Origin of the sequence: Sutcliffiella horikoshii (assembly GCF_019931755.1) — a bacterium.
Classification (GTDB): domain Bacteria; phylum Bacillota; class Bacilli; order Bacillales; family Bacillaceae_I; genus Sutcliffiella_A; species Sutcliffiella_A horikoshii_E.
Window position 1 is genome coordinate 4,128,519 of sequence record NZ_CP082918.1, and the last position, 12,595, is coordinate 4,141,113.

Annotated in this window: 13 protein-coding genes; 4 read left to right on the forward strand and 9 right to left on the reverse strand. The window is 43.1% G+C overall.

Annotated elements, in window-relative coordinates:
* Positions 1–128: 128 nt before the first annotated feature.
* Together gndA and K7887_RS21035 are read right to left on the reverse strand one after the other, a co-directional pair.
* Positions 129–1,538, reverse strand: a complete 1,410-nt coding sequence (gene gndA, locus K7887_RS21030) for an NADP-dependent phosphogluconate dehydrogenase (protein WP_223491545.1) — start codon at positions 1,536–1,538, stop codon at positions 129–131.
* Positions 1,539–1,677: 139 nt separating this feature from the next.
* Complete coding sequence (locus K7887_RS21035) at positions 1,678–2,322, reverse strand: DUF1836 domain-containing protein (RefSeq protein WP_223491546.1); 645 nt, start codon at positions 2,320–2,322, stop codon at positions 1,678–1,680.
* Between the two features lie 169 nt (positions 2,323–2,491).
* On the opposite strand from K7887_RS21035, the gene htpX reads away from it, so the two are divergent.
* The gene (htpX, locus tag K7887_RS21040) at positions 2,492–3,370 is read left to right on the forward strand and encodes a protease HtpX (protein WP_088019828.1); all 879 of its coding nucleotides are present in this window, start codon (positions 2,492–2,494) and stop codon (positions 3,368–3,370) included.
* A 50-nt stretch (positions 3,371–3,420) separates the two neighbouring features.
* On the opposite strand, the gene K7887_RS21045 is transcribed toward htpX, so the two are convergent.
* On the reverse strand, positions 3,421–3,678 hold the full coding sequence (locus K7887_RS21045) for a GlsB/YeaQ/YmgE family stress response membrane protein (protein ID WP_223491547.1): 258 nt from the start codon (positions 3,676–3,678) through the stop codon (positions 3,421–3,423).
* A gap of 160 nt (positions 3,679–3,838) precedes the next feature.
* On the opposite strand from K7887_RS21045, the gene K7887_RS21050 reads away from it, so the two are divergent.
* Positions 3,839–4,309, forward strand: coding sequence for an SRPBCC family protein (locus tag K7887_RS21050; RefSeq protein WP_223491548.1), 471 nt, complete (start codon positions 3,839–3,841; stop codon positions 4,307–4,309).
* A gap of 49 nt (positions 4,310–4,358) precedes the next feature.
* Positions 4,359–4,937, forward strand: a complete 579-nt coding sequence (locus tag K7887_RS21055) for a VanZ family protein (protein ID WP_223491549.1) — start codon at positions 4,359–4,361, stop codon at positions 4,935–4,937.
* A 250-nt stretch (positions 4,938–5,187) separates the two neighbouring features.
* Here K7887_RS21055 and nfsA read toward each other — a convergent pair whose 3' ends face one another.
* From nfsA to ccmA, 4 genes are all read right to left on the reverse strand, one after another.
* Positions 5,188–5,937, reverse strand: a complete 750-nt coding sequence (gene nfsA, locus K7887_RS21060; RefSeq protein ID WP_223491550.1) for an oxygen-insensitive NADPH nitroreductase — start codon at positions 5,935–5,937, stop codon at positions 5,188–5,190.
* Between the two features lie 72 nt (positions 5,938–6,009).
* On the reverse strand, positions 6,010–6,633 hold the full coding sequence (locus tag K7887_RS21065) for a TetR/AcrR family transcriptional regulator (protein WP_223491551.1): 624 nt from the start codon (positions 6,631–6,633) through the stop codon (positions 6,010–6,012).
* Between the two features lie 24 nt (positions 6,634–6,657).
* Positions 6,658–7,668 (reverse strand): ABC transporter permease, encoded by a 1,011-nt coding sequence (locus tag K7887_RS21070; protein ID WP_223491552.1) that lies wholly within the window; start codon positions 7,666–7,668, stop codon positions 6,658–6,660.
* A complete protein-coding gene (ccmA, locus tag K7887_RS21075; RefSeq protein ID WP_223491553.1) occupies positions 7,665–8,390 on the reverse strand; it encodes a heme ABC exporter ATP-binding protein CcmA in 726 nt (241 codons plus the stop codon). Before ccmA ends, K7887_RS21070 begins: the two co-directional genes overlap by 4 nt.
* A 149-nt stretch (positions 8,391–8,539) precedes the next feature.
* Between ccmA and K7887_RS21080 the strand changes: the two genes are divergently transcribed.
* Entirely contained in the window at positions 8,540–9,898 is a 1,359-nt protein-coding gene (locus K7887_RS21080; RefSeq protein WP_223491554.1) for a short-chain fatty acid transporter, read from the forward strand.
* Between the two features lie 131 nt (positions 9,899–10,029).
* On the opposite strand, the gene K7887_RS21085 is transcribed toward K7887_RS21080, so the two are convergent.
* Positions 10,030–11,481, reverse strand: a complete 1,452-nt coding sequence (locus tag K7887_RS21085; RefSeq protein ID WP_223491555.1) for a sucrose-6-phosphate hydrolase — start codon at positions 11,479–11,481, stop codon at positions 10,030–10,032.
* A gap of 15 nt (positions 11,482–11,496) precedes the next feature.
* Complete coding sequence (locus K7887_RS21090) at positions 11,497–12,441, reverse strand: aminoimidazole riboside kinase (RefSeq protein WP_223491556.1); 945 nt, start codon at positions 12,439–12,441, stop codon at positions 11,497–11,499.
* Between the last annotated feature and the right edge of the window lie 154 nt (positions 12,442–12,595).

Genomic DNA, 12,595 nt, shown 5'->3' on the forward strand with positions numbered 1-12,595 from the left:
CTTCGTTTTATCAACCAACTCGTCCCATTAACCTCAACCTCTCCGGCTCCACCCCACAAAAAAACCAACCCAACAGCCCCCGCATCATGCGGGAACCATGGATTTGTCCAATTTCAATCAATCAATTCTTACTTCATCCACTCCGTATGGAAGATCCCTTCCTTGTCCACACGTTGATACGTATGAGCACCGAAGTAGTCACGCTGCGCTTGGATCAAGTTTGCAGGCAACGTCTCAGAGCGGTAGCTGTCATAGTATGCAAGCGCGCTTGAGAAGGATGGTACAGGTACGCCGTGCTGGATTGCAACGCCAAGGATTTCGCGAAGGCCGCCTTGGTAGCTTTCCACGATTTCTTTGAAGTATGGGTCAAGCAATAGGTTTGCAAGGCCCGCTTCACGGTCGTAAGCTTCTTTAATTTTTTGCAAGAATTGCGCACGGATGATGCAACCGCCGCGGAAGATCATGGCGATCTCGCCGTATTTCAGGTCCCAACCGTACTCTTCAGATGCTGCACGCAATTGTGCAAATCCTTGAGCGTAAGAGCAGATCTTGCTCATGTAAAGTGCTTTACGCACGCTCTCGATGAACGCTTCTTTGTCACCAGTAAAGCCGACTGCTTCTGGCCCACGAAGAATGCCGCTTGCTTTCACGCGCTCTTCTTTCATAGCAGAGATAAAGCGTGCGAATACGGATTCTGTGATGATTGGAAGTGGAACACCAAGATCTAATGCGCTCTTGCTTGTCCATTTACCAGTTCCTTTTTGTCCAGCTGTATCAAGAATAACATCTACAAGCGGCTTGCCTGTTTCGTCGTCCACTTTTGTAAAGATGTCTGCTGTGATTTCGATCAGGTAGCTGTCAAGCTCACCTTTGTTCCACTCGGAGAACACTTCGTGAAGCTCTTGAGCAGAAAGACCAAGTACATTCTTCAATAAGAAATACGCTTCACTAATAAGTTGCATGTCACCGTACTCAATTCCGTTATGCACCATTTTCACATAATGTCCGGCACCGTCTGGACCGATGTATGTGCAGCAAGCGTCGCCTTCCACTTTTGCGGAAATGCTTTTCAGGATATCTTCTACAAGTTCGTATGCTTCTTTTTGTCCACCAGGCATGATGGAAGGACCTTTTAGCGCTCCCTCTTCCCCACCGGAAACGCCTGTCCCGATGAAGTTCAAGCCAAGCTCGCCAAGTTCTTTGTTACGGCGAATGGTATCTGTGTAAAGTGTGTTTCCACCATCAATCAGGATGTCACCTTTATCAAGATACGGTTTTAACGAGTCAATTGTTGCATCCGTCGGGCCGCCTGCTTTTACCATAAGTAAAATTTTGCGAGGGGACTCTAGAGATTGAACAAATTCTTCGATGCTGTATGTACCTTTAAAGTTTCTTCCTTCTGTTTCTTGAAGGAATTCTTCTGTCTTTTCCGGGGAACGGTTAAAAACGGAAACGGAATAACCTCTGCTCTCAATGTTCATTGCCAGGTTTTTTCCCATAACCGCTAAACCGATTACGCCGATTTGTTGCTTTGCCATAATATAAAAACTTCCCTTCTTCAAGGTAATTTATTTCGCGATAGTCCGCATTGAAAATACCATATTAAGCCCAGTCAAATCAAGCTTTAAACCTATTATAACCTAACTTCGACAAGTGAAGCGTTTACATGCAATAAACTTATTCTTTTCCGTTTTCCCCCATCACATACCGTTGGGCCCAAGCTTTCAAAAAATTAGTTCGAACAGCAAGAGTTGCCACCATTAATGCATCAAAAACCTTCCCCTTATCTTCTACTGTAAATCCATCTTCGGCTATCAAAAATTGCTCGATTTCGCTTTTGATGTTGCTCTCTGTGAGTAGATTTGTCTTTTGCATCAATTGCTCATACAAACAAGCATATCCTTGATAAAACTTTAAAGGACTGATGATATCATCTGCCCGCTCCACAGGGTTATTGAAAATGGAACCGAGCACCTTCCTGATCGCTTCAAAATCAAGTAGCACTTTAAGGTCTTTGACAATAAAAAGCAGTGCGGTCTGCTGGATGGAGTATTTGCGACCAACTTGAGGGGCCCCTATGTACTCTTTTATTTCTCGTTTTACCCAATTTTTCAAAGCCGGTTCTGTATAATTGGCGCTTTCCAACTGATTGCCGAGCCAAACGATATTGGACATCGTTAAACCAACTTCCTCTTTCCCTTTTTTAAAAGAAAGATTTTGGAAACTTTTCGGCATGTCCTGCCTCATTTCAACAGAAAGCGTCCCTTGTTCCAATTTCACCAGAAACTGCGCCAACTCCATTCTGTTCCACTCTTTTCCCATACCCTAACACACCCTCTTCATCCGACATTCCTGCATTTATAGTAAAATGGCCAGCCGGTTTCGTCAAATAATGTCAGACACTTTCGTTGAAAAATAAAACATTTCAATCTATAATATAGACAAGAGAGATAGAGGTTCAAAAGACCTCAAAACAATCAGGAGGAGAAACATGGCAAAACGTATATTCTTTTTTATCCTTACGAACGTACTTGTCTTAACAACGATTTCCATCATCTTTATGGTGACTGGTGCTGGAAACTATATTGAAGATGGCGGAATAAATTTCGGAGCACTTCTTGTATTTAGTGCCATCGTCGGTTTCACAGGTTCCTTCATTTCCTTATTGATGTCCCGTTGGATGGCTAAGAAAATGATGAATGTGAAAGTCATCGATCCAGATGGTCCGATGAACTCACAAGAACGTCAAATTGTTGAAATGGTTCACCGTATGTCCCGTGCAGCTGGTATCACGAAAATGCCGGAAGTTGGAATTTACTACTCTCCAGAGGTTAACGCATTTGCTACAGGTCCTTCCAAGAACCGTTCATTAGTAGCTGTTTCTTCTGGTCTATTAGATGAAATGGACGAAGCCGCTGTTGAAGGGGTTATCGCCCATGAGGTTGCCCACATCGCCAATGGTGATATGGTAACGATGACGTTATTGCAAGGTGTTGTGAATACATTCGTAGTATTCTTGGCTCGTATCGCAGCTTTCATCGCGTCTCGTTTTGTAAAAGAAGAAATGGCACCGATCGTACATTTCATTGCCATTATCGTATTCCAAATCGCATTCTCGATCCTTGGAAGCATCGTCGTATTTGCCTTCTCCCGTTACCGTGAGTTCCACGCAGACCGTGGAGGCGCAGACCTTGCAGGTAAAGACAAAATGGTGCATGCATTGCGTTCCCTTCAAGCTTACACAAACCGTGTGACAGAAGAGAAAGATACTGCGATTGCATCTCTTAAAATCAACGGAAAGAGAAAGAGTTCTTTATTCTCTACTCACCCTGATTTAAATGAGCGTATCCGTCGTTTAGAAGCGAAATAAGCATTAAAAAGAGGCAGCCGGATGGTTGCCTCTTTTTTATTATCCTACTATTATGTTGCACTTCTTAGTCCTCTTGAGATTAATGTTAATAAGAATACGAAGATTGCGGCACCGATGATGGCTGGGATGATGGCAAAGTCAGCGATAACAGGTCCTAAAGAACCGAATAACCCGTGACCAATCCAAGCTCCCACTAAACCTGCAAGCATAGCTCCCAAGATTCCCCCAGGCATTCTACCAGGTGCGATGGCACTTCCGATCATTCCAATAACGATTGCTATAATAAGAGTAATTAATAATCCTAACATAATGATTTCCTCCTCTAATTTTTAATAATTCAGCTTGTTACTGTGTATATTTCCGTCCGGAGAACTTTTTAAACTTCCCTGTTTCAAATTCCCGCTAGTCCTTCCTTTTTCTGTGCTATTATTAAAGCATTAGATATGGTTTTTGAGAGGAGAGATCACCTTGCCAGATATTCAGGATTCCGTCATTATTTCCAAGCCCGTGGAAGAGGTATTTTCTTATGCGGCCAATATGGACAACTCTTCCAAAATAATGCAAAATGTCGTTGCTATTGAAAAGCTGACAGAAGGCCCAATACAGGTTGGTACGAAGTTTAAAGAAACCCGTGAAATCCGTGGACGACAAGCATCTTCTATTATTGAATTTATCGAATTCTTACCGAATGAACGTTATGTGGTCAAGAGCGAGGCAAATGGGCTGAAGGTTATTTATCACTATGACTTTAAGCCAACAGTGGATGGTGGTACGAAGGTTCATTTTCAAGGGGACATTCATACTTCAGGCATCGTTATGAAGCTCACCAAGCCCATCATCCGAAAGATTTTGAAAAAAGAAGACGGCGACCATCTTTCCCAATTGAAGAAATTATTAGAAGGTACTGCCGAGGAAGAAGAAACGGAAACAGAAGAGTAATCGGGCGGTATACGACCCGGTTTTTTCTTTGAGCGGAGGTAGCACTTTTTTGAAAAAAATACTTATTCCCATCCTGATGAGCATCATCATTTTCACGATCTTCATTCCCATCACAAGCACTCTCACTTCCTACCTGCATCCTGTTGTGTTGGTTGTGCTCTTTTTTTGTATATTTGTTGTTAACCTAGCCATCTATTTATTTGTAACGAAGCAGCAATTGGTGGTAAGACGCCCTTTTCTAATCGGCGCCTTCATTCTTTATACCCTTTCCCTGCTGGTTCTTCTATTCATGAGGCCCAGTGAGCCGGCCTATGATAACAGCAATCTTGTACCTTTTAAAACTATTTCACTTTACCTTTCTGGCAATGCAGATTGGTTCGTTTCTTTTTATAACCTGGCTGCTAATGTAGGGTTGTTTGTACCCTTTGGGGTTTTACTGGCATTTTGGACTAGACGTTTTTTAATCAGAGTGTTCCTTCCTTTTGCACTAGTTTCCTGCATTGAAATTACCCAATTGCTTACGAATAGAGGAAGCTTAGATATTGATGATCTAATTTTAAATGTACTGGGGTTTTATATCGGGTACGCATTGGTTCCTTTAGTGAGGAGAATTGTAGAAATTAAGTGAATTAAGAATATCAGGAAAATAAAACCGCCCTGTGAATGATGTAACCTTGTTGATTGGAGTGGAAGGCGCGCAGACGCCCGCGGGAGGAAGGGACAGGTGAGACCCCGCAACGAAGTGAGGAGGCTCACGGACCGCCCGCAGGCAAGCGAAGCGCTTGGAACGGAAATCAACGGTTTTATATACTTTCTTCTCTTTTTAAAAAGGCAACCCCGTTAACCATAACGGGGTTGCCTTTTTAATTTTGTATAGGTTATTTCTTCGCAAATCCCTGCTTTTCCACAAACCCCTTCATATGCATCCGCTTCGGTTCTTTCAACATCCCGGCCATTTGACTTGTCCATGTGTCCGAACGTTTTCCCTGAGTGCGTTCATGATAGTAGCCGGAAATCTCCTGATTATAGTCTTCCAATTGCTCTTTAAAGACCTTTTCATCCTGTTGATATTCCTCTTCGTGGTACACATTCTCCATAGGCAAACGAGGTTTCACTCCGGTGTCCTGTGCCGGATAGCCCACTGCAAGGCCAAATAAAGGAATAGTATTTGCCGGCATTTTCAAAAGCTCTGCCACTTCTGCAATATTCGTACGAAGTCCCCCGATATAACAGATGCCAAGGCCCATGGACTCTGCAGCAACAGTAGCGTTCTGTGCGGCAAGCGACGCATCTATTACTGCCACCATGAACTTTTCCGTACTCTCAATGGATGATGTGACATCTGTATCTTCCAATTTACCAATTAGTGCATGGCGGTGGAAATCAGCGCAAAAGACGAAGAAATGCCCATTATTCTCTACATATGATTGGTTTCCGGCAAGCTCAGCCAAGCGTTTTTTCTTCGCCTTATCTTTTACCCCGATAATCGAGTAGGCTTGAACAAAGCTTGACGTAGAAGCTGCTTGAGCGCTTTTGACGATCGTTTTTATCTGTTCCTCTGTTAAGCTTTTATCTTCAAATTTTCGAACGGAGCGATGCGAAAGTATGGTTTCAATAGTTTGATTCACGATGTTCCCTCCTGTGGTCTTTTTTTCATTGTACACATGGAGAATAAACATTTTCCACTTTGACCGCTCTGTTTATTTTTGACCGGGATTTAGCCCATCCATTAAAAAGGAAATAGCCTCTTCTAATTCTTGATTAAAATCCTGTTTTTGATCAAGAAATCGTTGAGTAAATATTGTTCCGGCAATAGTTGATATAGTAAAGCGGATAATTGTTTCAGGAGGAAGCTTTTTCAACTCCCCCTTATCTTGGAAATGCACGACTACATTTGTAAAGTTTGGAAGAATGACTTCTTTGAAGAGATTAAAATATGGCTTTTGAAACTCTTCATGGAACGCGACTTCCTGGATGAAAATTTTTAGAATCGGGAAATTCTGTTTAATAAATTCATAACGATTGTATGCCAGTTTTCGGAGGAACTCCTCATAGCTGTCATACTCTCCCTCCAATACTTCCTTGGAGAAAGATTTAGCGAAATGCGGTGCGACAAACTTGGCAACCGTTGGAGAAACGATGGAAAGGAGCAACTCCTTCTTCGTTTTGTAATGTCTGAATATTGTCCCCTCTGCAACTCCGGCCTTTTTTGCTATTTCATTGGTGGAAGTAGCCGCATACCCTTTCTCTGCAAAAGTATCAATGGCTGCCTCCAGTATTTTACGGTGTTTTTCGCTCATTTTTTTCTCTTCTTGATTGCCCATGCTTGCTCCTTTCCTTATTAAGCCTTATGTCGGTCGATATTTTTTCAAAGCTTTAATGTTTAATAAGATAAATAAAAGAGAGAAACCAAATAACAATAGAATATAACTATAAATCTCTTCTATTCCTTTCCCTCTAATCATAATATCCTTCATCGCTTCTCCTGCATAGGTTAAAGGCATCACCAAACTTAATTTTTGAAGCCAAGTAGGCATAGCTTCAATGGAAAACAAGCCGGAAAAGAACACTTGTGGAACAACAACAAGTGGAATGAATTGAATCATTTGTAATTCATTCTTTGCAAATGCAGACAACAAGGTTCCGAGTGTCAACGCCGTAATGGCGACAGTAAAGGTAACAAAAAGAATGGACAGTATATTTCCTGCCATTTGGATATCTAACATGTAAATAGTAAAAAAGACAATGATGCTTGATTGGATGAGCGTAAATATCCCAAAACCCGCTACATACCCCATCACAAGCTCCCATCTTTTAATTGGTGTGGCCATCAGCCTTTCCAAAGTTCCACTAGTCCGTTCGCGAAGAAAAGATACACCCGTAATCAAAAAGACGAAAAAGAAAACGAAAAAGACGATAAGAAAAGGACCGATATTATCAAACATCTCCATTGTATCCGATCCATATGCATACTCTATGTCAAATGGCAGTTCCTTGTTTTGATCAGGCTGGTTCAACTTTTGCAGCTTGAGCAGGATCGCTTTATTCACAGATGGATCGCTTCCCTCTAACACTATTTTCCCCTTCGTAAGAAGCGCATCGATTTCCGATTCTGCTATTCTATCCCTGCCCTCCTCTTCACTCTCGACTACTATTAATTTCATATTTTCATCTTCAAAATGTTGCACGAGTGATTGAACCTCTCCCACCACTCCAATTTCCATATTCGGTTCCTGGTCTGCAAATACCGCATTCATTAGAGCTAAAATAAGCATTGGCGCAATAATCATTAAACCCAACGTTCTTTTATCTCGGAAAAACTGGCGTAAAATCCGAATGATCACCGCAGTTATTCTCATACAGTCGCACCTCCAAAAGTTAAAAATGCATCTTCCATGCTAGTTGTACCCGTCTTTCTTTGCAGTTCCTCTGTACTTCCTACCGCGAGCAGGCTTCCCTCTCTTATCATTGCCAGGCGATCACACTTTTGGGCTTCATCCATCACATGTGTGGTAACAAGTACGGTGGTACCTGCTTTGCTTAGCGCCTTAAGTTCCTGCCAAATAGATTTCCTAAGGAGAGGATCAATCCCTACAGTAGGCTCATCCAATATCAGTAATTCCGGGTTGTGAATTAGTGATATTGCAAGAGACAGTCTCCGTTTCATCCCGCCTGAAAATTGCTGCACAGGCTTATGGAGGTGCTCACTGAGGTTCACAAGCTCCATCACTTCGTGGATTCGTTTTTTCCTATCGATTCTTTTTAAATTATATAGAGAGGAGAAAAATTGGAGGTTCTCCTGGGCAGTCAAATCTTGATACAAGGCATCTGACTGGGCCATATAACCAATTTTCTCAGAGAGTGATAAAGTAGGCATCTTACGTGTAAGCACCTCTACCTCCCCATTATTTATAGGCTGAAGGCCAGCGATTGCTTTCACTAGTGTTGTCTTACCTGCTCCTGACGGGCCTAAAAAACCAAAGACTTCCCCTTTATTAATGGATAAATTGATGTCTTTCAACACTTCTTGCTTTCCAAAAGAAATAGATAGATTAGAAACTCTGCAAACTTCATTGTTCATTGATTTACCCCTCCTATAAAAAATGAGTGATTACTCACTTTTTATTAAACCATACTGGAAACACAACCTCTCTGTCAAGAAAAATTGTAAATTGGACTACCACTAAAAAAGAAGGAATATATCTGTTAGTAGAGAAATGTAAAGGAGGGATGGGATTAATTTTCGACAAAAAATTTATTGGGGGGATATGCGTGATTTCATTTTTTAATCGATTAATGCAACGTTATTTGCCGGATCCGTTCTTATTCGTTATTATCTTAACGCTTGTGGTATTCGGACTTGGACTCATTTTTACTGACAGCAGTCCTGCCGATATGGTACAGCATTGGGGCGGCGGGTTCTGGGGATTGCTAGCCTTCTCAATGCAAATGGTACTTGTTTTGGTAACAGGACATGTATTGGCAAGCAGCCCAATTTTCAAAAGATTTCTTGGTGCTTTGGCTTCAACGGCTAAATCTCCGGGAAGTGCCATCATTATCGTTACTGTCGTCTCCATTATTGCCAGCTGGATTAACTGGGGCTTCGGATTGGTTATTGGGGCTTTATTTGCAAAAGAGCTTGCAAAAAGGGTTCAGAACGTGGATTATAGGCTCTTAATTGCAAGCGCTTACAGCGGGTTCATTGTTTGGCACGGGGGTTTCTCTGGTTCCATTCCACTTACCATTGCGACAGAAGGACATTTTGCAGAGGACATGATTGGTGTCATCTCAACCGATCAGACCATCTTTGCACCATTTAACCTAATCATTCTTGCTGCACTTTTTGTGACACTACCATTATTAAACCGTTTGATGATGCCTTCAAAGGACGAAACGATTACAGTCGATCCTGCGATATTGGAGGACGCATCAAGCCTTCAGGCAGCTACGTTAGAGAAATCAGCTATGACCCCTGCTGAGCGTCTTGAAAACAGCTGGGTTCTCTCACTGGTAGTCTCTGTTCTGGGGCTAGTATTCTTGTTTTACTATTTTGCTGGAAACGGTTTTAAATTAAATTTGGATATTGTTAATTTCCTATTCCTGTTCTTAGGAATCTTGTTCCACTGGCGTCCGAAGTATTTCCTTGAGGCTGTTACAAATGCGGTAAAAGGTGCTAGCGGCATTATCATCCAATTCCCTTTCTATGCGGGAATAATGGGAATGATGACCTTGTCCGGCCTCGCTGCCGTCATGTCAGAAGCATTCGTTAACATATCGAATGAACACACCTTCCATTTCTTCGCTTTCCTTAGTGCCGGAATCGTGAACTTTTTTGTTCCATCCGGTGGAGGACAATGGGCGGTTCAAGCTCCTGTCATGTTAGATGCAGCGCAAACTATGGATGTATCCGTCGCAAGAACTGCTCTTGCAGTTGCTTGGGGAGATGCATGGACGAATCTGATTCAACCGTTCTGGGCATTGCCGGCACTTGCCATCGCAGGTTTAAAGGCGAAAGACATCATGGGCTTTTGTGTGATTGTTCTGTTCGTCAGCGGAACCATTATCTCCTTGGCTTTCCTGCTTCTCTAAAAGACCGGGTATATGCCGGGCACAAAAAATCCCCTCTACACTTAGGTCATTGGTGTGGAGGGGATTTTTCTGGGAGCTTTGTGATTTTCATGATATAGAGATACAGGATGAGTGTAATCGTTATAGTTTTTTTATTCAGGTTCTATTTCCCAAACTTTCATCTCTCCAACCGTTCCTTCACCGAACAACGTTAACATCCCGGCCGCATTTGCATCCGGGAATATCCGGGCAGTAAACACTTCTTCCCCACCGTTCAAGAACACTTCTATAGAGGACGAATCCATGTAAGCACGCAGCTCAGCCAAGACCTGCAACCTGCAGCTTCTACTTTCCCATTCCCCTGTGACAAAGCTCTTACGACGAAGGGAGAAAACACTCTCGGAGGCGTCAAAAGTCAACTGGACTGTCTCACTTAATTCCAACTCAAATGACGCTACATCCTTTTCAAAAGAAAGGCTCATCTCTAATGCTTTACTCTTCCTAATATCAAGTCCAACTCCGTCATCAGAAAGCTGCAAATCACTTTTTTCTATAAGCTGATCTTTTCTAATAAGAGCCAACTCTTCCACAGGAACTTGCAACAGCTTCCCATCGGCCCATTTCAATTCACGAGGTAAAGTCAGTGCATGAATCCACCTATGCTTAATCGTCGGATGCTTGTCCTCGTCTTGCTCAGGTACGCCCATCCAGCCGACCATCAGGCGGCGGCCTTTTTCGTCCAAGGTCGTCTGAGGTGCGTAGAATTCAAATCCCCTGTCCAACTCGACAAAATCACCGTGTTCGAATGTAGCGTTTTCGTAATCAAGTTTTCCGATAAAATAGCCCGCCTGGTATATGTTTTGGTACTTCATACCGTCCGCTTCCAAGCCTTGAGGTGACGCGATAAGTACATCGGCACCGTCAAGCTTAAACAGGTCAGGGCACTCCCACATATATCCGAAATCCCCTAAACCGTTCATACCGGAACCGGCAATGGCACCAAGGTGCTCCCATTTTACTAAATCAGCAGATTTTAAAAGAGCCACCTTCCCTGTCAGGTCGTCACTTTGTGCACCAACAACCATGTACCAGTCCGAACCTTTTTTCCATACCTTTGGATCACGGAAATGGGCAGTATATCCTTCAGGCAACTCCACTACCGGCCCTTTTTTATCAAATGTCACGCCATCTTCGGAAACGGCCATGCACTGATAGGTTTCACGGGTTCCATCGGCATCTTTCACATTTCCTGTGTAAAAGAGGATCATCTTTCCGTCATGCTCGACCGCACTTCCAGAGTAGCATCCATTCTTCTCAAACCATTCGCTTGGGGCCAAGGCAATCGGCTCATGCTTCCAAGTCACGAGATTTTTAGAAGAATAATGCCCCCAAAATTTAGCTCCATGGCCTGTTTTAAACGGCATCCATTGATAGAAAAGATGATAAGTACCATTCCACTGGATAAAGCCGTTCGGGTCATTCAACAAGCCGACAGGTGGCATAAGGTGATAGCGTAATCGATAAGGGTCGCGCTCGACGTCCTCTTTATTTTTTTCCACTTCTTCCTCTGCAAGTCTAATAAGCTCTTGCTCTCTTTCTGTCATAAAAGAAAAACTCCTTTATTTTGCTAAGATTGACTGAACCTGCTCTAATGAAGGAAGGGCTGTCATCGCCCCTTTTTCTGAGGCAGCGAGCGATCCGGAAACACTTGCGAAAGTCGCCAATTCCACAGCTTTTTCAAGTGTAATGGCGGAGATTTCCCCATCCCACTCGTTTGCCATATAGAGAATTCCCGAGACAAATGCATCCCCCGCTCCTGTTGTATCCACTGTTGTCACCTTTCGTGCCGGCACGTGTTGATGTCCTTCACGGGTAAAGATATAACTACCTTCAGATCCAAGCGTTACAAGGACAAGCGGAATTTCGTAGGCAGCGAGCTTTTCCGCTCCTTTTTCAATATCTTTTTCACCTGTAATGAACTCCAACTCTTCCTCTGATATTTTTAAAATATCGGCATATGGAAGCATGGAAATAATCTGCTCTTTTGCCGCTTCTTCACTGTCCCAAAGGCCAAGGCGTAGATTGGGGTCATAAGAAACTGTCAGTCCTTTTTCTTTAGCAAGCTTCACCGCTTTGATGGTAGCACTTCTTGTTGGCTCGCTTATTAGGGAAATGGAGCCGAAATGTAGTATTTTATTTTCGTCAAAAAGCTTCTCATCGATCTCTTCTTCCGTTAAAAAGCGATCGGCACTTGGATTAATGTAAAAGTCAAAACTGCGTTCTCCATTTTCCAATGTAACGAATACGACACCTGTGCGGATATCGTCTGTTAACAGCATCGAGCTTGTGTTGACTCCGTAGTCTGACAATGTCTTTTGCAAGAATCTTCCGAGCACATCGTTTCCGACTTTTCCGATAAAAGTAGATTTTGCCTGAAGTCGTGCAACCCCGACTGCTACGTTTGCCGGAGCTCCACCAGGACTTTTTTGATAGCTGATATTGTCTGAGTCAAGCGGGATGAAATCTATTAACGCTTCTCCTAGCGAGATAATTCCTTTTTTCATTGGGTTGCCCCTCCTTTTCCAATACGTATTGGGTATACTCCCTGTTTCCTTTCGTTCCGGGAGTTCGCTTTCCGCGGGGCGTGTGCTTGAGCCTCCTCGCTGCGCTGTGGGGTCTCAACCTACCGCTACCTCCCGCCGGAGTCTCACTCCCTGC

What these genes read in the sequence shown, in the direction of transcription:
- ccmA (WP_223491553.1), bottom strand. Translation starts at nt 8,390, where the DNA reads ATGAACAATGAAGTTTGCAGAGTTTCTAATCTATCTATTTCTTTTGGA.
- K7887_RS21045 (WP_223491547.1), bottom strand. Translation starts at nt 3,678, where the DNA reads ATGTTAGGATTATTAATTACTCTTATTATAGCAATCGTTATTGGAATG.
- gndA (WP_223491545.1), bottom strand. Translation starts at nt 1,538, where the DNA reads ATGGCAAAGCAACAAATCGGCGTAATCGGTTTAGCGGTTATGGGAAAA.
- K7887_RS21035 (WP_223491546.1), bottom strand. Translation starts at nt 2,322, where the DNA reads ATGGGAAAAGAGTGGAACAGAATGGAGTTGGCGCAGTTTCTGGTGAAA.
- K7887_RS21070 (WP_223491552.1), bottom strand. Translation starts at nt 7,668, where the DNA reads ATGAGAATAACTGCGGTGATCATTCGGATTTTACGCCAGTTTTTCCGA.
- K7887_RS21085 (WP_223491555.1), bottom strand. Translation starts at nt 11,481, where the DNA reads ATGACAGAAAGAGAGCAAGAGCTTATTAGACTTGCAGAGGAAGAAGTG.
- K7887_RS21090 (WP_223491556.1), bottom strand. Translation starts at nt 12,441, where the DNA reads ATGAAAAAAGGAATTATCTCGCTAGGAGAAGCGTTAATAGATTTCATC.
- K7887_RS21080 (WP_223491554.1), top strand. Translation starts at nt 8,540, where the DNA reads ATGGGATTAATTTTCGACAAAAAATTTATTGGGGGGATATGCGTGATT.
- htpX (WP_088019828.1), top strand. Translation starts at nt 2,492, where the DNA reads ATGGCAAAACGTATATTCTTTTTTATCCTTACGAACGTACTTGTCTTA.
- K7887_RS21065 (WP_223491551.1), bottom strand. Translation starts at nt 6,633, where the DNA reads ATGGGCAATCAAGAAGAGAAAAAAATGAGCGAAAAACACCGTAAAATA.